This window comes from Paenibacillus sp. J22FR5, from assembly GCF_059691975.1.
Genome location: NZ_JCAUAN010000041.1, coordinates 25,991 through 48,873, shown reverse-complemented (window position 1 = coordinate 48,873; position 22,883 = coordinate 25,991). Strand labels below are relative to the sequence as shown.

Annotated in this window: 19 protein-coding genes and 1 pseudogene; 11 read left to right on the top strand and 9 right to left on the bottom strand. The window is 48.3% G+C overall.

All coding sequences use genetic code 11. The features are described 5' to 3' along the window. Positions 1-55 precede the first annotated feature (55 nt). Positions 56-967, top strand: a complete 912-nt coding sequence (locus AC58P7_RS30570; RefSeq protein ID WP_497349712.1) for a thermonuclease family protein — start codon at positions 56-58, stop codon at positions 965-967. Positions 968-1,073: 106 nt separating this feature from the next. Here the strand turns inward: AC58P7_RS30570 and AC58P7_RS30565 are convergent, their stop codons facing one another. Beyond that, the gene (locus tag AC58P7_RS30565) at positions 1,074-2,345 is read right to left on the bottom strand and encodes an MDR family MFS transporter (protein WP_497349710.1); all 1,272 of its coding nucleotides are present in this window, start codon (positions 2,343-2,345) and stop codon (positions 1,074-1,076) included. 159 nt (positions 2,346-2,504) lie between these two features. Further along, complete coding sequence (locus AC58P7_RS30560) at positions 2,505-3,332, bottom strand: hypothetical protein (protein ID WP_497349708.1); 828 nt, start codon at positions 3,330-3,332, stop codon at positions 2,505-2,507. 141 nt (positions 3,333-3,473) lie between these two features. On the opposite strand from AC58P7_RS30560, the gene AC58P7_RS30555 reads away from it, so the two are divergent. The 5 genes and pseudogenes from AC58P7_RS30555 (at position 3,474) to AC58P7_RS30535 (ending at position 9,272) form a co-directional block, all read left to right on the top strand. Next, positions 3,474-4,148 carry a response regulator transcription factor gene (locus AC58P7_RS30555; RefSeq protein ID WP_497349706.1) on the top strand — a complete coding sequence of 225 codons (675 nt, stop codon included), beginning with the start codon at positions 3,474-3,476 and terminating at the stop codon, positions 4,146-4,148. A 10-nt stretch (positions 4,149-4,158) separates the two neighbouring features. Continuing rightward, positions 4,159-5,526 carry a sensor histidine kinase gene (locus tag AC58P7_RS30550; protein ID WP_497349704.1) on the top strand — a complete coding sequence of 456 codons (1,368 nt, stop codon included), beginning with the start codon at positions 4,159-4,161 and terminating at the stop codon, positions 5,524-5,526. 187 nt (positions 5,527-5,713) lie between these two features. After that, positions 5,714-5,806: pseudogene (locus AC58P7_RS30545) on the top strand (NAD(P)/FAD-dependent oxidoreductase); the annotation flags it as partial. A gap of 150 nt (positions 5,807-5,956) precedes the next feature. Next, positions 5,957-6,448, top strand: a complete 492-nt coding sequence (locus tag AC58P7_RS30540) for a CcdC protein domain-containing protein (protein WP_497349702.1) — start codon at positions 5,957-5,959, stop codon at positions 6,446-6,448. A gap of 184 nt (positions 6,449-6,632) precedes the next feature. Then, positions 6,633-9,272, top strand: coding sequence for an adenylate/guanylate cyclase domain-containing protein (locus AC58P7_RS30535; RefSeq protein ID WP_497349700.1), 2,640 nt, complete (start codon positions 6,633-6,635; stop codon positions 9,270-9,272). A gap of 76 nt (positions 9,273-9,348) precedes the next feature. Here AC58P7_RS30535 and AC58P7_RS30530 read toward each other — a convergent pair whose 3' ends face one another. After that, positions 9,349-9,969 carry a transmembrane-type terpene cyclase gene (locus AC58P7_RS30530; RefSeq protein ID WP_497349699.1) on the bottom strand — a complete coding sequence of 207 codons (621 nt, stop codon included), beginning with the start codon at positions 9,967-9,969 and terminating at the stop codon, positions 9,349-9,351. A gap of 377 nt (positions 9,970-10,346) precedes the next feature. Here AC58P7_RS30530 and AC58P7_RS30525 point away from each other — a divergent pair, with 377 nt between their 5' ends. From AC58P7_RS30525 to AC58P7_RS30510, 4 genes are all read left to right on the top strand, one after another. After that, complete coding sequence (locus AC58P7_RS30525; RefSeq protein ID WP_497349697.1) at positions 10,347-11,111, top strand: GTP pyrophosphokinase; 765 nt, start codon at positions 10,347-10,349, stop codon at positions 11,109-11,111. Between the two features lie 90 nt (positions 11,112-11,201). After that, positions 11,202-11,426 (top strand): hypothetical protein, encoded by a 225-nt coding sequence (locus tag AC58P7_RS30520; protein ID WP_028555525.1) that lies wholly within the window; start codon positions 11,202-11,204, stop codon positions 11,424-11,426. 4 nt (positions 11,427-11,430) lie between these two features. Beyond that, positions 11,431-11,865: a DUF6526 family protein gene (locus tag AC58P7_RS30515; protein WP_497349695.1), complete on the top strand. Its 435-nt coding sequence runs from the start codon at positions 11,431-11,433 to the stop codon at positions 11,863-11,865. Between the two features lie 156 nt (positions 11,866-12,021). Continuing rightward, entirely contained in the window at positions 12,022-15,636 is a 3,615-nt protein-coding gene (locus AC58P7_RS30510; protein ID WP_497349693.1) for an Npt1/Npt2 family nucleotide transporter, read from the top strand. A 521-nt stretch (positions 15,637-16,157) separates the two neighbouring features. On the opposite strand, the gene AC58P7_RS30505 is transcribed toward AC58P7_RS30510, so the two are convergent. The 5 genes from AC58P7_RS30505 to AC58P7_RS30485 form a co-directional block, all read right to left on the bottom strand. Continuing rightward, positions 16,158-17,165, bottom strand: a complete 1,008-nt coding sequence (locus AC58P7_RS30505) for a FecCD family ABC transporter permease (RefSeq protein ID WP_497349691.1) — start codon at positions 17,163-17,165, stop codon at positions 16,158-16,160. Further along, the gene (locus AC58P7_RS30500) at positions 17,162-18,178 is read right to left on the bottom strand and encodes a FecCD family ABC transporter permease (RefSeq protein WP_497349689.1); all 1,017 of its coding nucleotides are present in this window, start codon (positions 18,176-18,178) and stop codon (positions 17,162-17,164) included. Before AC58P7_RS30500 ends, AC58P7_RS30505 begins: the two co-directional genes overlap by 4 nt. A 4-nt stretch (positions 18,179-18,182) precedes the next feature. Next, positions 18,183-19,157 (bottom strand): ABC transporter substrate-binding protein, encoded by a 975-nt coding sequence (locus AC58P7_RS30495; protein ID WP_497349687.1) that lies wholly within the window; start codon positions 19,155-19,157, stop codon positions 18,183-18,185. A gap of 103 nt (positions 19,158-19,260) precedes the next feature. Further along, the gene (locus AC58P7_RS30490) at positions 19,261-20,067 is read right to left on the bottom strand and encodes a helix-turn-helix transcriptional regulator (protein ID WP_497349685.1); all 807 of its coding nucleotides are present in this window, start codon (positions 20,065-20,067) and stop codon (positions 19,261-19,263) included. 253 nt (positions 20,068-20,320) lie between these two features. Continuing rightward, positions 20,321-20,614: a hypothetical protein gene (locus AC58P7_RS30485; RefSeq protein WP_497349683.1), complete on the bottom strand. Its 294-nt coding sequence runs from the start codon at positions 20,612-20,614 to the stop codon at positions 20,321-20,323. A gap of 204 nt (positions 20,615-20,818) precedes the next feature. Between AC58P7_RS30485 and pdaA the strand changes: the two genes are divergently transcribed. Further along, positions 20,819-21,589, top strand: coding sequence for a delta-lactam-biosynthetic de-N-acetylase (pdaA, locus tag AC58P7_RS30480; RefSeq protein WP_497349681.1), 771 nt, complete (start codon positions 20,819-20,821; stop codon positions 21,587-21,589). 123 nt (positions 21,590-21,712) lie between these two features. Here pdaA and AC58P7_RS30475 read toward each other — a convergent pair whose 3' ends face one another. Then, entirely contained in the window at positions 21,713-22,627 is a 915-nt protein-coding gene (locus tag AC58P7_RS30475) for a peptidylprolyl isomerase (RefSeq protein WP_497349679.1), read from the bottom strand. Positions 22,628-22,883: the final 256 nt, after the last annotated feature.

The following is a 22,883-nucleotide window of genomic DNA, read 5'->3' as shown; positions in this document are numbered from 1 at the left end:
AGCAAAGACTATTTCGTAGACCAATAGAACAGTCATCACATGGAGGTACAACCAAATGGTAAACGCAATCCTTGGTTATAGCAGATCCGCTTATTCATCGGTTATTAAGACCACAAAGTTAGGAAAGCAAAGCATCGGTGCAGGCGTCTGCGTTCTGCTCATGATGGTGGCGTCTGCCTGTTCGTCGTCAGAAGTGGACATGGAGATCGCAACACCTACAGCTACTATCGGAGTATCACCCCACGTGACCGCGTCTGCCAAAGCGACAGTTAAGCCCTTAGCGAATAATCGGATTCCCGCTAAAATTGTCCGGGTCGTCGACGGCGATACCATGAAGGTCTCTTTTATCGAGGGTGGACAAGCAAAGGAAGAAACGATTCGCTTACTTCTTGTAGATACGCCAGAAAGCGTGGATCCCGAGAAGCCGGTTCAGCCTTTTGCGCTGGATGCGTCCAACTATGCGAAAACCATGCTAACAGGCAAGGACGTCCAGCTGGAATTGGATGTATCAGAGCGGGATAAATACGGCAGATTACTATGCTACTTATATATAGGAGATAAAATGTTCAACGAGCTGCTGCTCGAAAATGGCTACGCCAGAGTCGCGTATATTTACCCGCCGAACGTGAAATATGTGGATCAGTTCCGTGCGATACAGAAGACGGCGCAGCAGAAAGGGTTAAACATCTGGAGCGTAGAGAATTATGCGCAGGAGGATGGATATCATGAGAGTGCGGTGAAGGGGAGCGCAGCGGCATCAGCTACACCGCAATCAAGTGCTTCGTCGCAGTCTTCGCCAACAACCACACCCAAACCAATCGCCACTACGCAGCCCAAATCAACGGTGTCCTACAACTCCTGTAAGGAAGCGAATGCGGCTGGCGCGTACAATATCATGAGAGGTGAGCCGGGCTACAGTTCGAAGCTGGATGGGGACGGTGATGGGGTTGCTTGTGAGAAGAAGTAGGGCAGCAACGATAAATTTGATGAACTTATAAATGATGGCTTCCTCCCGAAAAAAGCACCCTTAAGGGGTGCTTTTACTGTTTCAATTCCGATAACCCGTTCCCAGCCTACTGCGCTGCAGTTTGCTTATCATACTGATTGAACATCAGGTTGTAGATAGCAGCGGATAGAACAGCAAGTGCCGCCAACAAAAGGAACGTCCACGTAAAGCCGATCCAAGAACTGATCGGGATGGAGAGCGGCGCTATCGTACGTCCGAGTGTATAACGCAAGCTGGAAGCAGCGAAATACTGACCTCGGATATGGTCTGGCGCCAGTCTGGACACGAAGGCTTGCTGGGGTCCTGCCGACATGAGCTCAGCTAATGTAAAGACCGCGATGGCGATGGTTAATCCCCAAAAAGTAGACATCTGGCAGAACATCACCATGCCCAGCGCATAGAAAAGCGCCCCGCCGATGAATACGTAACGATCGCGGTACGCGAGCATCCATTTGGTCACGATGACGGTGAAAATGGCGACGAATAAGCCATTTTCGGAGACGATCAAGCCGAAAAGCTGTTTACCTGTCAGCTGGAGACCCCAGCCGCTGTAGGAGAATATTGTCGTCAACGGCATCGTTTCCTTCAAAAATACGGGAAAAAGTAAGTCAAGCTGCATGAAGGTCTGCGAAAGCAGAACACCAGCGATGACGAACAATAGAAAGACGCGATCCGTTGCAATGATTTTGTAGTCACGAAGCTGCACTGCGATAGCATGATACCAAGGCTCATCGCCTTGCAGGCGATGGCGGTCCGCTAGCTGTTTAGGCAACGTCTCGTGTAAGCGTCGTGCCATCATGAGCGCGAGTAATACGCAAATCACGGAAGCCGCAGCCAGCACGAGATACGGATTGTCCTCGTATAGGAGGGAACCGAGCAAAGGGCCGACAACGACAGCCATATTCGCGGCCGTATAGAAGATAGCAAAAACACTCGAGCGATGCTCTTCATCCACGACATCCGCCACCATAGCTTGACTGGCTGGCCAGTACAAGGAGCCGAAAAAACTGGCAAGGCTGAAGCCGATGAAGCTGACAGCAGGCAGGGCTAGCCAAGGAGAAGCGGCTAAAGCGAAAATCCCATATCCCACGGCTTGTCCCGAAGCTGCGATGATCATCATCCGTTTTCGCCCAAACCGATCAGCGCAATAGCCGCCCAACAAATTGCCGCAAACCGAAAGCGCCTGCGACAAGATCAGTAGAATTCCGGTCCAGCCTTTGCCGAAGGAATTCGCAAAATAGATCGATAAAAACGGAAAGAATGCCCAAAAAATAACGTTAAAAGCGGTTTCTCCACCGAGGCGGATTTTTAAATTAATGTCCCAATCTCTGATCTTCATTGTGTAATTTACCTCTGGTTAAATAAAGTATCTCCTTATCATACTACCATTCTTCGTGCGGAAACAAGGCAGGGAAGCGGATGAATGGTTCCAGTTGTGGTAAATGTTGATGTGAAAAAGGAGCGCACCGCAGATTAACTGCGGCATGCTCCTTATTCATCAATCGAGGGTAATCGAGGAGATACTTCCATTCGTTTTAAAATCCTTCGTATACGTCACCACGGCTTTGGCTGTCACCGTTCCAGAAGGTCCAGTGATCGTAACGGTCGGCGTGGATGAATAGCCGGCCCCTGCATTCGTGATCGTAACACCCGTCACAACACCATCAGTGACGATAGCTGTGGCGCTGGCCGGGGTCTTTTGCCACGTTGCACTATTCCGGCCGTTGTAGCGATAGAAATTAGACACCTCATCTAAACGCTCATTCGTGATGCCATAGGGCCCTAGTACCTTAAGCAAAGCGGCTTTGTTTCGTTGTGCGAGTTCTTGGCTAGGCTGGCTGTCTAAACCAGAAGGTGTCACTCCGCTAAAAGCTTCTCTAAATACCTCGGTAGGCACACCGAGCGCAGCGGCAATGAGCACAACGGGTCGGCCTTTGTCCCGAGGATCTGTGGCGAGTCCACCTGAAATCACTACGGAGTAGGTGGATGGATTCGCGACTCCGCTGGTTGCTTCACCAGTCGAGGATGCTGAATTCCCAGGCGTCGTTGGAGGTGCTGCATCTACATTTGCTGGACAATCAAGACCGTCTTGGTTGGATGATGACATATGCTCACCATTTACGCGAGGGCCTCCAGGCTTGCCGGCTTCCCCCTGCCTTGGCTTTGGCTTGACGGGTTTATCCTGCGGGGATGATGTTGCGGTTTGAATGGTATCGGTTTCGGGGGCGGCAAATACGTGGTTGTTCGTGCTTAATGCAATAACACCACTTCCTGCTAATACAACGGTTAATGCGCTGGCGAGGATGATTTTCGTTTTCTTGTTCATGGGTGATCTTCCCTTCGTTTTCGTAGATTTGGTGTTCCATGAGACCTATCTTAGCCCCACTTGGTGAAATTACGGTGAAAGCCCGAAGGCGATAGATTATACTTAATAGTAATCGTACGAACGAGGAGGGGGGCGGTAGGGATGAAGCTTTTATTAGCGGAAGACGATGTGAAGTTAGGCGAGTTAACGACCTATATGCTGAAAAAAAAGACAGGCTGCAGCGTCGATTGGGTGCAAACGGGCCATGATGCCTTCGATTATGCGATGGCTTCTAGCTATGATGTGGTCATTCTGGATTGGATGATGCCAGAGGGGGATGGCCGTGAAACCTGCGCCAAGCTGCGCCAGGCGGGGTACCCGGGGGCCATACTGATGCTCACGGCCAAAGACGCCTTGCGAGATCGTGTCGAGGGCCTCGATGCGGGAGCCGATGATTATCTCGTGAAGCCTTTTGAAATGGACGAGCTGTTAGCTCGCTTGCGCGCGTTGATGCGTAGAAGTTTTGCCCCTTTGCAGGACGATATTGTTCGAATCGGTGAGTTGGAGCTGCAGCGGACGAATCAAACCGTTAAACAAGGTGGGCAAGAAGTCCAGTTGTCTCCACGGGAGTTTCAGATTCTGGACCTATTGCTGCAGAACAAGGGGCGGACGCTGACACGTGAGATTATTTTAGATAAAGTATGGGGCCTAGATGCCGATGTGAATTTAAAATCAATCGATGCCATCGTAAAGTTAATTCGTAAAAAGCTGGAGTCTTCCGATGCTCGGGAGCTCATTCAGAGCGTGAGAGGCGTAGGATATAAAATTGAAGCGTAACAAGAGCTGGTTGAACAAGCGTCTGTTTAAGGGGAATTTATTTGATCAGACTCGCAATAAGCTCACCTTGCAATATAGCGGCGTGCTGATGCTATTCCTGGGGCTATTCGTGGTGATTGTGTACGCTTTACTCTACGTGTTCATTTGGAATGACCAACGGACACAGATGACCAAGCTGGCGGATAGTGAGCTTCAAGTCCTGCAAAAATGGGTGGATGGGGACACCAATCCGAAGCGTCTTCCCCCACGATCCGTTGAAGATGCATTCTCACTAAGTAGGGATCAATCGTTCTATTACCTCATTTCCGATACGGGGACTGTGCAATTGGGTGATGAGACGCAGCCGGAATTACGTGAGCAAATGATGGCTTTGATAACGAAGGGCCATTTCAAGAGAGAGCAAACCGAGCAAACGACCTTGCAGACGTTCGATCAGCCCTCGGTAGATGTGCAAGGACGTCCGAAAGTTGGCGAGGATGCTCGTTTTCTGGTGACGAATCGGGAGCTCAAGTGGAAAGGCGAAGTGATTGGCACCTTATATGTAGGGAAGGAAGTGACCTTCCAGCATCAGCTTTTTCGATTGTTGCTCATCCTGATGCTGGGGATGGTGCTGATTTTCTTGGTGCTTGCTCTGTGGTTCAGCCATCGGATGTCGCGTAATGCGATTATTCCGATAGCCAAAGCTTATGAGCGGCAACGCGAATTCGTTGCGGACGCTTCTCATGAGCTGCGCACACCACTAAGCGTGATGCTCACATCCATTGAGGCGCTTCAGCTTGAAGCTGAAAGTGAAGGGAATCCCTTCACGAATAACGTGCTGCGTGGTATGAAAGAGGAAGTTAACGCCATTACGAGGCTGACTGGCGAATTGCTGCAATTGGCTCGTTCCGATGCCGACGAGTTCGTGCTGGAGCGTTCCGTATTTCATGTGAAAGCAGCGGCCGAAAGCGTTATTTCGAAGCTGCTCCCGGCAGCGCAAGCAAAAGGCATCTTGCTGAAGCTGCACGTTCCTGACGAGCTAACGGTGAATTGGGATCGGAGTAAGTTGACGCAGCTGCTCGTGCTTTTTATCGACAACGCAATTAAATATACCGCTGATCAAGGGGAAGTGGAGGTCACGCTTGCAGACAAGCTGGAAAAGGGAGTTCGCTTTCTCACCATCGAGGTGAGGGATAACGGAATCGGCATCTCGCCTGACGCGCTGCCCCGGATTTTTGATCGGTTTTACCGGCAGGACAAAGCAAGAACACGCCAGACTGGCGGCCATGGGTTAGGCCTCGCCATCGCGAAGAACCTCGTGGATGCGTCCCAGGGGACGATTACCGTGGAGAGTCAGCAGGGCATGGGCAGCACGTTTCGTGTGCGGATACCTGTGTAGAGAGCACTGCCACGTTTGGGCACAACACTGGGCCTAAGCGTGGTTTTTGCATTTCGTTGGGGGACTGGCTCGCTCATCCATTTGTATTTCAGTTGAAAAAATCATCAAAACGCAGTATCATCAATTAATAATGATTATCAATCTCAATTTATGGAACAAGGAGCGGATAAGGATGGAGCTGGGCCAGCCAGCAGCCGATAAGAGCGCGATGGTCTCTTCGCATAATCAAGTATTTAAGAAGCGGAATAAAGAGTTAGTGAAGCAAATGTTCCAATCGTAATCTGGATAAACCAAACAGTAGTCATATGATAGGCACCCCGCGGGGTGCTTTTTCCATTTAGTTAGCGTTGAGTCGGTCTCAAGACGGAGGTAAATTCGCAGGAGTGACCGTATAATTTGGTACAACTAGTTTTGAAAGGGGCACTATGGCATGAATGCTGAAACACTCATCGGTTATGGAATCGGTGCGGTTATTATTATTTTGGTTATTTGGCTTAGAAGTCGAGGAAAAGCGAAGCCGATCCGGAACAAAGGAAGGGGCATGCTGATTCCAGTCTTCCTGCTTCTCATTGTGTTCGGCCTTAGTATTAGCTCGCTCACACATATTCCGGATCATCCTTTTCATCTCCCTGCCATTTGGGAACTGTTATGTGCAGGTGTGCTCGGCGTTGGGTTAGGCAGTATTATGCTATACCATACCGGTTATGAGAAGCGGGAAGACGGTTTGGTGTATTCGAAGCCTAATCCCAACTTCAAGTATGTAATCATCGCTGTCATTGCGGTTCGTTTGGTATTATCACAGTATTTCAAAGGCTTGGATCCTACGGAATTCGCTGTTTTGACGATGGTCATGGCGTATTTGTACATTTGTGTATGGCGTATTGGCAGTTTCCTCAAGTACCGTAAAGTTAGCGCTAGCTAACTCCTATAGATCATCTCAAGGAGTGCCCCCGGGGTGCTCTTTTTGGTATACTCGTACTCTTTTTACAGTTGTCAAAAAAAGGATTTCCATGTCGAGAGGTGGTAAATTCTGATATAATCTAGTTAACAATTAGACACAGCTAGCTAGGCCTGATAGAGGAAATCCAAGGGAGTGCGAGAGAGATATGCCGTCTTTGCCGAAAGGAATTGTTACGTTACTCTTTACAGATATTGAGGGAAGCACGAAATTGTGGGAGGCGTATCCTGTGGAGATGCAAGAAGCGCTGCGTCGCCATGATGAGATATTATCGACTATATTCACCGAGCACGGTGGTATCGTCGTGAAACATAGAGGTGAGGGTGATAGTTTCTTTGTAGTCTTCACCGTGGCTTCTAACGCGATTCGAGCTGCAGCCGCTGTTCAAATGAAGCTCACAGAGACCGAATGGCCGACCTTCCAGCCCATCAGCGTACGCATGGCTTTACATTCAGGTGAAGCAGAGCTGCGTGATGGGGACTACTATGGGGTAACAGTTAATCGTTGTGCACGTTTACGGTCGATTGCCCATGGCGGACAGGTTGTTGTATCGACAGCTACGGCAGAATTAGCGAGCGGTCATTTACCGTACGAACTCCAATTGCTCGATTTAGGATCACATCGATTAAAAGATATCTCCACGCCTGAGCAGGTATTTCAGCTTACGTACCCGAGCTTGAAGCATGAATTTCCCCCACTGCGCTCCTTGCAAGGTCCTGTGAATCTTCTGCCTGTGCAAGCTACACCCTTTATAGGGCGAGAACAGGAGTTAAATGAGCTGCATGAACGCCTCCCACACACACGCTTGCTATCCTTATTAGGTCCAGGTGGAGCAGGGAAAACACGTTTAGCATTACAATTGGCGAATGAATCGATGACTGTTTATCCGGATGGGGTGTGGTTGGTAGAATTGGCACCCGTACAGGACCCTAGCTTGTTGTATCAAACCGTAGCAGCCTTGTTCGGCATTAAGGAACGAAATCAGCTCTCGGCCAAGGATGCATTGTCGGAGTATCTTCAAACGAAGCAGCTGTTGCTCGTGCTTGATAATTGTGAGCATCTCATTGACTCAAGCGCACAGTTGGCTGCTATGCTGCTCCAAACTTGCCCAAACATCCAAATCATCGTAACGAGCAGGGAACCTTTGAACATTACAGGGGAAACGCTTTGGCGTATTCCTTCTTTATCTATACCCGGAGCCGAGGAGCATCCATCGGTCGAACGGCTTTTGGAATTTGAAGCTGTTCGGCTTTTCGTAGATCGAGCTAAGGCTGTTCAGGCCAGCTTTACGGTTACGCCGCAGAATGCTGCTGCCATTGTGGATATCTGTCAACGTCTTGACGGCATCCCTCTTGCGCTAGAGCTAGCCGCTGCCAGGGTAAAAGCGCTGACCGTGGAACAAATTGCCCAGCGCTTAGGGGAAAGCTTCCGCATACTGAGCGGCGGGGATCGGACAAGGCTCCCGCGCCAGCAAACGCTGCGTGCCCTGATAGATTGGAGCCATCAGCTATTAAATGAGTCCGAGCGCATCCTCTGGCGCCGGTTGTCCGTATTCGCGGGAAGCTTTCCATTAGCAGCCGCAGAGTCGATTTGCAGCGGAGATGGCGTGGACGATTTCGAAGTCATCGATTTGGTTAGCCAGCTTATCGACAAGTCGCTCGTCATATCGGAAGAACGCGAAGGCGAGATCCGATATCGCCTTTTGACAACAATTCGCCAATATGGGCAGGAGAAGCTGATTGAGGCTGGTGAGCAGGATCAGCTTATGGATGTATTTTGTCAGTACTATTTGGCTTTTATTGAACAAAGTGCTGCAGGTATGCACACGCCTCATATGCAGGGATCCACGATCAAGGAGTGGGCGCGCGAAATGGTTAATTTGCGAGTAGCCATGGATTGGAGTCAGCAAACGGCAGCATCACAGCCGTCCATGCTTGAGATCGCGGGACGATTGATTTCTGCCTCGGCAAGCTTTTGGACGATGCTTGGTTTATCACGTGAGGGTCATGACAGGCTGCAGATGTGGTTGGAGACCCCCAATACAGCGGCTTTCCCACAGACGAGAGTTCATGCACTCCTGGTAGCTGTAAATATGTCCTATAATTTGGACCAGCAGCGGGCGATTCAATATATCCAGGAAGCGTTGGAGACTGCGAATAAGCTCGGAGTTCCGTCCCTGAGAGCGAAGGCTCTTTATTACATGGCTCTTGGCTGTAATGTGATAGGACAATATCAGCAGGCTGTAGTGCTTTTTGATGAAGCGTATGTGATTTTGAAGGATTTAAAAGCCGATTGGGAGATCTCATCCTTATTACGCTTTAAAGCCATTGCTCTGATGAATCAGTTAGACTATCTAGGTGCACAAAGCATCATCGAACAAGGCTTACAGCTGTGCCGGGAATTGGGAGACTCGCATGAAGAAGCCGCTTTACATCGCATGTTAGGATCTATAGCTTTGACGGATCAGCAAGTATTTGAGGCCAAACGCTATTATCGCGAGAGTATGGAGGTAACCTGTGAATTGGGAGATAAAATGTGTACATTGAGCGGGCTTGGCGGTGCTTCTCTCGTGGCGCAAGCTAATAGACAACCAGAGCTTGCGGCTTGGTTAAGTGGCGCTTATGAGGAGCTTTCTGCCACCATTGGCGGAGGTGGTTTCATGAATCCGATTGCGAATGAGATCTGGTTGAAGCTAAAAGCCGACCATCCCGATGCATGGCGAAGCGGTGGGCAAGCCTCTTATGAGGAGGCCATCGTTAGGGCAAGAGCATTTGTTGCAGAAGCGTAGGAAATAAAGGACACGTGCGTGATTCATGAAGCGAATAAGACAACAGAAGGAACTATGGATATTTTAGGCTGGAAATCTACTGACGAGCCGCTAACACCGCCCGATGAACGATCAAAATATAAACAACATCCGCAACCGTAACCAAAACACACATTATCGTTAATAGAAATGAGTCCGGATACAGCGAATAGCAGAGCACAGATGCGCACAACGTACCCAGCATTTTGTAGTAGGCAATGTAGAGAGACTGACCTTTCAGGCCCTGTTTAAAAGGCAATTGGATAAACAGGATCGACATCATCAGATTGATGCCAAAAGCTGTGTATTTTCCTTCTTGATCATGGAACTCAACAACCATACCGACATGCAGCAGCAGGGAAATGACAAGTAGGGAGAAAATAGCAGGCAGTAGTAGGCGTGGCGGAAACTGGTGTTTGGCAAAGTAGACACTTTGGAAAAGAATTACACAGTCCAGCAGGAACCAGACGAGTGAAACGATCATCTGCAACTGGTGAAAAGGCATCACGAACGCGAACAGAAACTCCCACGTAATATTGGCGCAAATCGCCGGCAGCGGCATACCGCAGGCGCGATCCTTGAACCCTTGGAAAATGATAAGGATATAGGTGATTGTCCAAAATATAGCTAGTCCATATTGCAGGAACAGTTCCATTTGGGAGGATAGCAGGTGCTGCATCGCCATAGTGGAAAGCACATCCTTTCGGGGCGTCTCTTTCCATTTCTATGTACAACCGTGGGAAAAAAGAAGGGGCTTGCTGTTCGCTGTTGATACTGTGCGGTTGCAGATAGGGTATAGTTTCACGGGTTGCCCGAGTTTCGCGGCCTCCGAGGTCACAGCTAAGCACAGTCGCCTGATCTGGAGGATTGAATGGAAAAAGCCCATCTATTCCGACAAATGTAGTGGGAAAATTAACACGTGGTTATATTCATACAACTGACACTTAAGACACCCTAGCGGTGTCTTTTCTGCTCGCTGCATTTGCTTCAGGCGATCTTCGTGATTAAAATAGAAATGACTGGTAAAATAACCATGACCAAAGGATGGAATTCTGCATGAATATGATCAGTAATCAGCTTTCGATGAATGACTTGAAAAAGTTTAAGCACGACATTACACGCTTCATGATGACCTATAAGTTTGCGCTGGATGAAATGGAAACAAGGATTGATATCCTCGTTCAAGAATTCGAGATGCTGCATGAATATAACCCGATTGAACACACGAAGTCTCGGTTGAAATCACCGGAAAGTATTTTTCAAAAGCTGCTGAGAAAAGGGGGAGAGCTCTCCTTCGAAGGCATTCAGGGCAGCGTGAAAGACATTGCCGGCCTCCGAATCACGTGCTCGTTCGTCTCCGATATCTATGTCATCTCGAAGATGTTGAGAAACCAGAATGATCTCCATATTTTGAGCGAAAAAGATTACATCAAAAATCCGAAGCCCAACGGGTACCAAAGCTTACATTTGCTTGTTGAAGTGCCTGTACATATGTCGGACCGCGAAGAGCGCGTCTGTATGGAGATTCAAATTCGTACGATTGCCATGGACTGTTGGGCGAGTTTGGAGCATAAGATATTTTATAAATTTAATGAAGGTAACCAAGCTGTGCCTGTCCGTTTATTAGAGGAGTTGAAGCAAGCAGCAGCTTCCGCGGCAGCACTGGATTCGCAGATGGAACGATTGCATGCGGAGATCGGATTGATCAAGGAAGAGCAAGCAGACATTGCAGAGGAAGCGTTAAATCAGATCATGATCAGCAATCAGCAATTCGCGTTGCCGAGAGCACTGTTGGCTCTCATGAACGAAGAAGAGTCCTAGTCCCTGTCCGAATTCCAGATGAAGGTAATTGGGTGAGAAGTGTATTTTCGTGCTATAATAGAGAGATCGGAATGAGAAGGGTGCGAATACATGCAATCATTTGAAGACTGGAATCAAAAGGTGAAGACAACCTTCAACGCGACTAGCAACGAAGTTGTGCTCACGGTAATGGAAGCTGGCAAAATTTTAGGTCTGTCGAAAGATCAGATGAAGCAGTACGTGGACAAAAATAATCTAACGAAAGTGCCCATCATGCGAAGTGTGCATCGATATCTCTTATTAGAGAGAGAGATTACTGAGATTGTGGGGAAATAAGTAGATGAAAGTTCAAAATTATGTTAATCATCGACGCATGCATCCGTTGTTTCATTTTATATTCACTTTGCTTGCGTTCGGGTTAGTGGTCTTATCGATCACGCAGCTTGTTAGCGCCTTACAGGCCAACGAGCAGGTGCTGCCCGCGGTCCTGTTTGTACTCATTGCTGTCATTGTGGTTGTGATCTTTTTGCTTATCCGTTCCTATCCGCTTAAGGCGCAGGATCGGGCAATTCGAGCAGAAGAGAACCTTCGGCACTTTGTGCTGACACAGAAGCTGCTGGATAAGAAGTTGACGATGGGACAAATTACGGCTTTACGTTTCGCATCGGATGAAGAATTTCCTGCACTTTGTAAGAAGGCAGCGGCCGAACGGATGGCCCCAGACGCGATTAAGAAAGCGATTCGCAGCTGGAGAGGCGATAATTACCGAATTTAAGATGATTTTCACGTCATGAAAGACACATCTGCGGATGGTGTCTTTTTTTGTGCTTTTTTACGTCAATATGTAGAAAAAGTAGTTATTTTTCCCTAGGACTTCTGGTACAATTTTAGGAAAGCTATCTGATTTGTTGAATTGAAAATGAGGTGTAAAGTGAAAAGCAGCATTAGTAAAACGTACCAATCCTTTTTAGATAAATTCACAGAGGATAAGAAGGAATACAGGAAGGTATTTCTGTTAGTTGCGTATTTGTTCTTTGTGGTGTCAGCTTCAACAATCGGGCGAACGGCGGCGGATACACTCTTCCTAAGCCGATTCGACAATTCGTACCTGTCCATCATGTACTTGCCTCAAGCGATTGTCATGATTACGGCAGGCATCGTGTTCCAACGTTTTTCCCCTAAGGTGCGTTTAGAAACGCTTCTAAAGCTGATGATCCCACTGATCTCCACGTTCGTGCTGATCTCTAGATTCGGTGTAGGGTTGGAGCTGCGTTGGGTTTTTCCTGTCATTTATATCGGCTATGATGTGTTCAACTTTCTGATGATCGTATGCTTCTGGCAGTTCGCTACATCGGTGATGGACCAGCGAAAAGCGAAGCAGATGATCGGACTCGTTGGCAGCGGGGGAATCATGGGGGGAATTTTAAGCGGATTCGGTTTAAAAGTCCTCGTTCCACTCGTCGGCACACCGAACTTAATCTATGTGTATGCCGGGCTGCAGTTACTCGGCCTTGTCGCCGTGTACGTGATTCTGGGCATGACGAAAGAGTCGGTGGATTCGAAGCCGACACAGGCTCGCAAAACCTCAGCGAAGTCGACATCCGTACAGCAGAAAGCTGGCCTATTCGCGAGCGTACCGCATCTCAAATATGTCGCGATCTTAGCGGCTGCGCTGGTCGTTTCGCTAACCTTAATTGATTATCAGTTCAAAGTTATTCTGCGCGGCACCTTGCAAAACGAAGCGCTAGCCGGCTTCATGGGAAGCTTCTACGGCTTCTCAGGTTTGATTGCTCTATGTGTGCAATTGTTCGTTTCAGGGCGTGTGATTACGCGATTCGGTGTGATGACGGCGTTGTTGATATTCCCGATTGCCCTCTTTGCAGGGAGTCTTGGCATTCTCGTGCTGCCGATCCTAGCCATGGCGGTTGTTGTCAAAGGAAGCGACAAAGTTGTCGGCGACACGATTTACTCCTCGGTGAGTCAATTAGTGATGTTCCCTGTTCCTCCGGAATGGCGGAATAAAGCGAAGGGCTTTTTGGACGGGATCGTACGTAATGGTGCAAAAGGACTTGCGGCTATCTGCCTTCTCCTCGTTACACGATTCGTAGCCCCTGAGAAGCTGAGCTACATCGTGCTAGTTTTGCTCGTTGTAGGGATTTTTGCGGGCATCAAGGTAAAGAAAGCTTACTTGACGACGCTCTTATCCAATCTCAAAACAGGCGGCGATGACCTGCAAAAGGTTGAGCTCAATCTAATGGATGCCGTTACTCGGCAAATCTTGATCGATGCGCTGAACGGTTTGGACAAGCAGCAAGCCTTGTATTCGTTCGGCCTTTTGATTGAGTCAAGCTCCTTCGATCTAACACCACATTTGGACGGGCTGCTGCATAGTCCTATACGCGAAATGCGTTTGGAAGCCTTGGCGTATGTGGAGGTAAAGATTCCGGAAGGCTTCGAGCCCGTCCTGCAGACCCTGATAACATCCGAAGATGCACAAGTCAGAGCCAAGGCGATCATCGCCCTATCTGCCTATGCGGAAGAAAATTATGTAGATGAGATTACGGCACATTTAGAAGACCAATCTGTCGAAGTTCAAGCCGCGGCCATTGCGGGTCTAGTCAAATATTACAGCATTGAAGGCATGTTCCGTGCGGTTGGGAAGCTCAAAGACATGATGGAGAGCGGCCACGAAGAGGAACGCATCGCGATGGCTGCCTTATTCGGACAAATTCGAGTGAAAAACTTCTACAAGCCACTCATTTCTCTATTGCAAGATAACAGTCCGCAGGTTCGAATTCGTGCTCTGGAGTCCGCTGCGATCCTTCATGTACCCCCTTTACTTGTACCGATTATCGCTATGCTAAAAGATAGTAAAACCCGGCGCTACGCGATCGACGCACTTGCTGCTTATGATGATGAGGATGTGCTGCCGGTTCTAGCACCTTACTTGGAACAGAAGGACATCAGCTTATACTTGCCTGCGGTATTCGAACGAATCGGGACACAGCAAGCGATGGATATGTTATTTGCTTGCTATGAGAAGGCTCCTTATGCGTTGCGTGACCGCATTCTCGAGTCTTTGCAGCGGTTGACGAAGCGATTGCCGCAGCCAGAAAGCCGGAAAGTAGAGTCATACATTTTCCAAGAGCTTACGCTGTATGGACAATTCGCTGAGCATGGTGGATGCGTCGTTGGGGTAGACGACTATTCGGAAATTGCGAATATCATTGGCGAAATTCGTACAGCAATTACTCGGCGTGTGTTTTTATTACTGGCGCTCCTACAGGATGGGCAAACGATGCAGGCGGTTTATCTGGACTGGTCGGAAGGTGATTCGCGTCAACAGGCCAATGCGGAGGAAGTTATTGACCAGACGCTGCAAGGAACGCTGCGTACGGAAATGGCCAAATTCATGGCTGGATCGCGGAAACTTGCGAAGGTAGGAGCTAGCAAGGTAGAGCTGAACCTGCATTTAAGCTGGTTATCGGTACAAGGTGACGACTGGCTGACACAAACGATTCAGTATCACACCCTGCGCAAATCAGAAGCGACTGTGAATGCTGAGCTCGCTGATCTGATGCATCGAGTGCAGCTGCTTCGTCGTGTTTCGTTGTTCCAGGGTTTAACGAGCAGAGACTTGTCCGTAATTGCCAAGCGATTGCATAAAATGGCCATCCATCAAGGCAATACCGTCATTAAAGAGGGCGATCCAGGCGATTCCCTTATGCTGGTCGATGAGGGTCGAGCAGGTGTATATCGCAAAAATCAGCTTATCGGTGAGCTAAATCTAGGCGATTGCTTCGGTGAAATGGCCATTCTTACGAATAGTGCCCGTACAGCTACCATTCGAGCGGAAGAAGATATGGTGTTGTGGCGGTTAGACTCCGCCGTGTTCTATGATATGATGTTTGATCAGACTAGCATTGCTGTTGAAATGATGAAGCTGCTGTCTCGCAGACTGCGCTCGGAGCTTGCGCGTGGGCAAGGAAATGTGCAGGAGCCGGTGGTGCAAGGGGATGAGCAAGGACAAGCGGGAGATAAGAAGCTTGAAGCTGCGCAGTCAGAGCTTACACTGGCACAGGCGGAAGCTGCTGTGGCGCTGCAGGAGCCTAAGGAGGCATCAGACTTAACGAAAGATGAAGTCATTCTGCGCCGAATCCTCGTGCTGCAGAAGATCGACCTATTCGCCCATCTGGGACCGAATGACTTCATTTGGCTGGCTCAAATGGTCGATGAAATTGCCTACGAGCCTGACGAAGTGATCTGTCGCGCTGGCGATTTCGGGGATACCATGTATGGTATCATCGAGGGCAGTGTCCGCGTCCATCGCGGCAGCGAAGAGTTCGCGCTGCTAGGTGAAGGGGCCTTCTTCGGCGAGATGGCCATCATCGACAGCGGTCCGCGTTCGGCCGATTGCACCGCGAAGGAAGCAACCGTACTGCTGCAGCTGCATCGTGATCTTGTGCTGAGCTTCTGCTTTCAGAACATTGATGTACTGCGCAGCATGATGCGGGTTATTGCGGATCGTTTGCGCGGCATGATCTAGAGGATTTTAATATAAAAAGGATGCCAAAACCGTGGTAACGGGTTGGCATCCTTTTTGGCGTAATTGAAGGTTTCGGCGCGATAGAGCCCTTCACGATTAGCTAGTTTGAAGCAATTGAAGCTACATGCGGCGGCAAGAATCAACGGTAGTCGTAGAAGTTAGTGAAGAGTAGCTAGCCCCTACAATGTTGTATTTCATACAGCATTAACAGGGATTTCGGGCCTGATCTTAATTCGTGTTGTATTTCATACAGCATTAACAGGGATTTCGGGCCTGATCTTAATTCGTGTTGTATTTCATACAACATGATAAGGAGAATTAGCCGAAAACCGACCATAACGCCGCATAATGGTGTAAAAAGTGCAACATAAAGTCAAAAAAGCACCAAAATGTGGGTATCATGTTGCACAAAGTGCAACATAGAGCCAACAAAGTGCCCTTACGTAGCAATCATGTTGCACAACATGAACTTGCACTGCCAAGTAGTATGTTGTGCATCCTGTGCCCGGCACTCCAACCCCCTACCGCCGCCGCCGTTCCCGGCGCAGCAAATAAATGAAGTACGGCGTCCCGATGACCGCCGTCATAATCCCCACGGGGATCTCCCGTGGGAGAATGATGACACGGCCGACCAAGTCGCCGAGCAGCATAAGATCCGCGCCGATTAGCGCGGCGAGCGGGATCAACCACTGGTGCCGGCCGCCGACGAGGCTCCGCGCAATATGGGGCGCGATCAGGCCGATGAAGCCGATCGCCCCGACAGCCGACACGGAGATGCCGGCTAGTGCCACGGCAAGCAGCAGCAGCCAGAAGCGCTGCCGCGCGATGTTCACGCCCAGCGAAGCGGTCATCTCATCGCCAAGCTGAAACACGTTCAGCTTGGCGAAGTTCGCCCATACGATGGGCAGCAGCACGGCGATCCACGGCAGCAGGCTGTACACGTTGTGCCAGCTGCGGTTCCACAGGCTGCCGGACAGCCAAAGCAGTGCCGAGTTGATGTCGCTCGGATGGCGAACAATCAAATACTGGATGCCCGCCTGAAAGATCGTCCCGATCGCAATGCCAACAAGGGCAAGGTGGGAGGGGCGCAGCGTTAAACGGCGGCTTAATAATAGCAGCAGGAGAAACGCAACGAATGCTCCAATGAAAGCGGCAATCGGTAAGTAGTAGCTCGGCAGCTTAGGAAACAAGAATATGACCGCCGCAGCCATGAAGCCTGCCCCTTTGGTGATGCCAATAACATCGGGACTAGCCAGTGGATTTCGAATGACACTCTGGAGAATCACACCGCCAACCGCCAGCCCAAAGCCCGCGAGTATTGCCGCCGAAATCCGAGGTAAACGTAATTGATGCACGATGAAATAGGAAGGATGCTTCGCATCCGTAAGGCCAGCCCACACATCCCCAAATGGAATGCGCACCGCACCAACATGCGCATAGATGATGGCTAAGACAACCATCAGCAACAACGCGAGAATCACCGAAACAACGGGGATATGTAACACTCTTAACGCTCGTAATGCTATCATTCTCGTGCCCCCCTTTGCTTCAGCGCTAAGAAAATGAAGAAAGGTGCGCCTATGAGGGAGGTTACAATCCCGACCGGAGACTCGAAGGGAAAGGCGATGAAACGACTAAGGAAATCAGCATATAGCAGGAGAATCCCACCCAAAAGAGCTGTCAATGGACCAAGTATGATCAAATTCGTTCCCACCAACGCGCGTGCAATATGCGGAACGAGCAAACAAATGAAGCCGATCGGGCCGCACAAGGCCACCGCTGATCCTGCAAGCACAATGACGAGCAGCACACTGATGCCTCGTACCACAGTTATACGTTGGCCAAGCCCCGTTGCAATCTCATCATCCACAAGCAGCAGTTTAAACGAAGGCAGCATGAACGTAAAAAGTAGCATTCCACCGACAAAAAACGGTGAAATCACGCGCACTTCCGTCCAAGCGGCATGGCTCAAAGAGCCAACTAACCAGAAAATCATACTGTCCGTCGCATGCTGATTGAGAATAATGAAGCCTTCTGTCAATGAGGACAGCAGGAAATGGATTGTTATGCCGGCTAACGCGATGTAGTGCTTGCTTTCCATGCCTGCGAGCGACCAAACCAGCAGAGCGCCTAAAGCCGCACCGACGAAGGCAAAAGCAATCAACCCCATATTGCTAAAATGCGGCACGAAGACAAGCCCAACTACAACCGCCAATGCGGCCCCTGCGTTGATCCCGAAAATGTGCGGAGAGGCGAGCGGGTTTTTGGTCGTGAGCTGGGTCAGCAGACCAGCTAACCCAAGCTGCATCCCAACGATGCAAGCCATGATCGCACGCGGCAAGCGCAGCGTTTGGATATACAGATGAGACTTATCACTGCCTTGATAGGTCACAGCTTCGTACAAAGTTCGCCAAGACACGGGGGATTGGCCCCATTTTAAGCTAGCGATAATCCCAATTAGAATGGCTAAGAGAGTCGCAGAAAATAGGAAGAGCAGAGGCCATTTACGGCTCTGCTTCTCCATGTTTATTGGCTGATTCATAGAACTACTGCCCCAAATTCTTCACGATATCGTCGAGGATTTTCTCGGAACCCAGAAGACCGCGAGACAAGGACCAGTCACGTCTTTCTACAGAGAATACTTTTTTGTTGGCAACAGCATCGATTTTCTGCCATAGCGGGTTCTTTTCCCATTCCTGCAGAATCGTTACTTTCTCTGTTGGCATCACGAACAGAACTTGTGGATTCGTTTCAACCAGCTGTTCAAGGGTTAGCTGTGGATAAGCGGCATTATTTTTAACAGGATCCGTGTACCCAAGCATAGCAAGGAAAGAACCGCTGTAAGCATGGTCAGAATGTGCGAAGAAACCTTTTGGATTTACAACTGCAGGCAGAACGCGAACGTTTGTTGCAGTCAATTTCTTTTTCATCGTGTCCACTTTGGCTTGGTGCTCGGCAATATGCTTCTTGCCTTCCTCTTCTTTACCAACCGCTTTCGCAATAATACCAACGTTTTTGAGCATTTGCTCGTAATTAGCTGTGTAATCATCTAACACAAGAACAGGTGCAATCCCTTTGAGTTGTGGAATAGCAGCCTTATGTTTATTCATGTCGACAATGATCAGATCTGGTTTAAGTGAGCTAATGAGCTCAATGTTTGGTTCATAGCGTGAGCCGACGGATGTGTAAGTTTTCAGCAAGCCTTTAACGGAGTCCATCAATAAATCGGGTGAGCTGTCATCGGCAACGCCGACTGGCTGAACGCCGAGCGAAACGAGATCATCGGTGAAGCTGAATTCCATCGCCACGATGCGTTCAGGCTTCTTAGGTAATTCAACCGTCCCAACAGCATCTTGAACGGTGATCTTCCCGTCCGCTTTTGGTGCAGGTGTAGCGCTAGCTGCAGCTGGTGTCGTTGTTGCAGCTGATTCGGTATTCGTCGTTTTGCCACAAGCGGCGAGGCTTAGTGCAAATACGCTGATCAGTGCGATAAGGCTAATACGAGTAAAAAGGGATTTCATTTCAGCATTCCTCCATGAAAATGATTATTATTCTCAATTAGTATAATACCGAATAATGAAGGAATAGGGCATGTCTAATCTGCATATCAGACATGTCTGATTGCTATATTTTAGGATGACAGAGAACGAATTCGGAAGGTGAATAGCCTGTTTTCTTCTTGAAAACCTTACTGAAATGGAAATAATCAATGAATCCAACACGGCCCGCGATTTCTTTGGCAAGCAGATCAGTCTGCAGAAACATGGTCTTCGCTTTCTCAATACGCAATGCATACAAATAGCTCATTAGCGTTGTGCCGGTCATCTTTTTAAATAAAACAGTAAAATACCCCACGCTCATACCCGCACGTCTGGCCAGCATAGGAAGCGTAAGCTCTAGCATATAATGCTCGTTAATATAGGATATCGTGCCTTCGATGGATTCCGCGGCCGTCCTCTTTTCGTACGTCAGATCAGATTCATAGAGATAAATAAAAAGAATACGTTCCAGCATCATACGCATGCGCATTACTTGTGCCGCATCTTCATCCGCCGCCGCAAGAGGATCAAGGTCCTGTGTTCTTCGTATGATCTCGTCGAGCATATAGTGGATTTTGACCTCACTTAACGTTGTTAGATGACCTTGTAAAGTCCAGCTATGTTCGATGGGGAGCATGGTATATGTGATGATGACGTAATCGACGATTTTGGTTTTAGGTACTTGGATGGTGTAGTCGCCTTGCTCGGGATGACAGGCATAGGCTTGGGAACAAATAATGGGTTCATGCCCGTCCCAATGCAGCGTTAGATGACCTTGGCGGATAATGACCAGCTGGTATTTGCCAGGTGAGCTTGCGACAGCTAACGCAGAGGTTCCGACGTGTATCTGATCAATAAGCGGGATGAGAGGGACAAGGTGATGAAAATTCACAGAGCATGCAGTCCTTTCCAAACAACGTAAGCGATTAATCTTGATCTCTTTTGACCACATAAGAATTAATAAGTGTCCGATGCTCGCTCGGAAGAACAAATTGTTATTGGCGATAAAAACAACATCTTAACGCGGGCGCTCCTCTTCGAATGACTTCAATAGAAGCTTTTCTCATAGTGACATAAAAATAGGACCGCAACAAGCTGTCGCACACAAAAAAGCACCCCAAAAGGGGCGCTTACATCTTATCTTCTTACATCGCATATACGCTTTTACTAATGATTTCTGGTAATTCTGCGCGCTGGGCCAAATACTGCTCTGGTGTAATACTGCCGTTAAATAACCGCACCTGAAGCTGCTCTGTTAACTCTTCTAATTGGAGCTCAATGACCTTCTGTACATCTACCTGATTCGCTCTCGCGATATCGGCCAGAGAAAACCCATTATATTGCGCTTTATAAATGTCTTCCTCGGACGATAGTTTCAGGATATGCAGTAAATCTTCTCTGATTGGATTAGTATCACGTCTACGAATAAAAATCTCCACCCCTACAGATCATGTACTCTATTGTATTCAGGTGAAAGCCAAGTGGAATGGGGGGATATCATTGAATTGCAAAAGAAAAAAGGGTTTGTTGGCGTCCGACATTGTGATTTGCACATAATCTCCTGCCGTGATGTGGCATATTAGTAACAGTCCAAGTTGACTGTAACTCATCACAGAAGGCAAGGAGTGAATGTCATCATTAGCGTGAAAACTTTACGAATTCTAATACTTTCCCTGGCTCTATTGGTGGGACAAGTGACAATGGTGTCTGCCGATGGAACGTATCATTTTGGATTCAAAAAAAGCGTCAATGGGCAGCCGCCATCCATCGATGAAGAGGGCTTCAAGGGGCTTTTAAAGCAGCATGGGGCTGTTTTTACAGGTGATCAGTCGCAAAAAGAGTTGTACTTAACCTTCGATAATGGGTATGAACAAGGCTACACGGGTAAAATTCTGGATGTGCTGAAAGAGAAGCAGGTACCTGCTATATTTTTCGTGACAGGCCATTACATTCGGACAGAACCTGAGCTGTTGAAACGTATGACGGCAGAGGGACATCTGATCGGTAACCATTCGTGGAGCCATCCGGATATGAGTCAAATTTCAGCAGAGCGTATTCAGAAAGAGCTCAATCAAGTGAAAGAGGAGGTCGCTGCGGTTACGGGGCAAATGGAGATGCATTATCTGCGTGCGCCGCGGGGCATTTTCAATAACCGTTCGCTGGCTGTCTCCCAAGGGCTTAACTACACCAATGTCTTCTGGTCCGTTGCGTACCGTGACTGGGAGCCGAAGCAGCAGAAGGGCTGGGAGTATGCCTATAAAAATGTGATGGCCCAGCTGCATCCAGGCGCCGTCATTCTGCTGCACTCCGTGTCCAGAGATAATACAGAAGCGCTTGGTAAAATTATTGATGCTGCCTGGGCTCAGGGCTATCAGTTCAAGAGTCTGGATGAGATGAAGCTTCGCACACCATAGCACAAAAAAAGTAAACGCCCTTGGCTGAGAGCCAAGGGCGTTTTGGTGTCGGAGCGAATGATGTACTGCCAGCCGTCCATCGAATACATGGACTTTATCCCAAATCAATAAGCCACTAAAGTATTAGGTCGTTTTTTTAGCTATATCGGATAAATTATTCTCAATCTTCGCTTCTGATTTTTTCTGTTCCAACCAGGTTTGGGAAAGTGTTGAGATTTTTTGATCTGTTAATGTTTGTTTAATCGTTGCCGTTTTGTCTGCAAGTGTAGGTGTTGAAGCTGCTTTATGATCCGTTACCTTAATAATATCGTACCCGGTAGCGGTTTGTACCGCACTACTTAATCCACCATTTTCCAAAGCGAATGCCGCGGCTTCCATGGCTGGATCCCCTTGTCCGACAGAGATATAGCCTAGATCGCCACCTTTATCCTTCGTTGCTGTATCCGTGGAGCTTTCCTTGGCAAGAGCTGCGAAATCCCCGCCGCTTTTCAGTTTAGCAAGAATAGCATTTGCCTCCGACTCTGTCTTTACTGAGATATGAGCAGCCTTTACCTGTGCAGGTACTTTTAACGATTCTAAATTGTCATCATAATATTTTTTGATTTCATCATCAGTAATTGAGACTTGCGGCTCCAAAATCTTTTTCATCATGACTTGGGTGTTCATGTTCTTCTTCAAATCGTCCAGTGTCATCCCGTAGTTCGCGAGTGCCTTGTTAAACTCATCCTCGGAGCTATATGTGCTTTTAATCGATTCAAGCTCTTTGGTAATATCAGCTTCGGTGAGTACAATGCCTGCCTTTTTACCTTCTTGGTTGATAAGTTCTTCTGTGATCATAGAGTCCAATGTTTGTGCTCCGCCACTAGCTATCAATGCGTTATAAAGCTTAGTTGTACTTATTTCAACACCGTTGACTTTGGCAACAGCTTTAGCATCAGCATTTTTAGAAACGGGTGGAAAGAAGGATGCATAAGCGATCAAGCTGACCAATAGGACGGATGAGGTCCATACCCATGTACGATTATTTTTTGAATTCATATATATTCTTCCTCTCGTGGTGTGGCTGTTTGTCTTGTTCTCGTTCTGTACCTCATTATGCATGTCCTAGCTGAAGGGAGCATGAGCGTAACCTGAATGTAAGCTTAATACTCCGTTTGGCACCACTTATTGTATTGTGCACAATTTAATTGTTGACAAAATAAGATGGAATTGATATGATTTGTTCATGGAGTTTGCAATAAATTAAATTTTGCACAATGCAAATATACGGCATAATTGATAGCAGTACTAAAGG

Excerpts from the sequence above, each read along its gene's own strand:
- AC58P7_RS30570 (WP_497349712.1), top strand. The coding sequence starts at position 56 with ATGGTAAACGCAATCCTTGGTTATAGCAGATCCGCTTATTCATCGGTT.
- AC58P7_RS30565 (WP_497349710.1), bottom strand. The coding sequence starts at position 2,345 with ATGAAGATCAGAGATTGGGACATTAATTTAAAAATCCGCCTCGGTGGA.
- AC58P7_RS30560 (WP_497349708.1), bottom strand. The coding sequence starts at position 3,332 with ATGAACAAGAAAACGAAAATCATCCTCGCCAGCGCATTAACCGTTGTA.
- AC58P7_RS30555 (WP_497349706.1), top strand. The coding sequence starts at position 3,474 with ATGAAGCTTTTATTAGCGGAAGACGATGTGAAGTTAGGCGAGTTAACG.
- AC58P7_RS30540 (WP_497349702.1), top strand. The coding sequence starts at position 5,957 with ATGAATGCTGAAACACTCATCGGTTATGGAATCGGTGCGGTTATTATT.
- AC58P7_RS30535 (WP_497349700.1), top strand. The coding sequence starts at position 6,633 with ATGCCGTCTTTGCCGAAAGGAATTGTTACGTTACTCTTTACAGATATT.
- AC58P7_RS30530 (WP_497349699.1), bottom strand. The coding sequence starts at position 9,969 with ATGCAGCACCTGCTATCCTCCCAAATGGAACTGTTCCTGCAATATGGA.
- AC58P7_RS30525 (WP_497349697.1), top strand. The coding sequence starts at position 10,347 with ATGAATATGATCAGTAATCAGCTTTCGATGAATGACTTGAAAAAGTTT.
- AC58P7_RS30520 (WP_028555525.1), top strand. The coding sequence starts at position 11,202 with ATGCAATCATTTGAAGACTGGAATCAAAAGGTGAAGACAACCTTCAAC.
- AC58P7_RS30515 (WP_497349695.1), top strand. The coding sequence starts at position 11,431 with ATGAAAGTTCAAAATTATGTTAATCATCGACGCATGCATCCGTTGTTT.
- AC58P7_RS30505 (WP_497349691.1), bottom strand. The coding sequence starts at position 17,165 with ATGATAGCATTACGAGCGTTAAGAGTGTTACATATCCCCGTTGTTTCG.
- AC58P7_RS30500 (WP_497349689.1), bottom strand. The coding sequence starts at position 18,178 with ATGAATCAGCCAATAAACATGGAGAAGCAGAGCCGTAAATGGCCTCTG.
- AC58P7_RS30495 (WP_497349687.1), bottom strand. The coding sequence starts at position 19,157 with ATGAAATCCCTTTTTACTCGTATTAGCCTTATCGCACTGATCAGCGTA.
- AC58P7_RS30475 (WP_497349679.1), bottom strand. The coding sequence starts at position 22,627 with ATGAATTCAAAAAATAATCGTACATGGGTATGGACCTCATCCGTCCTA.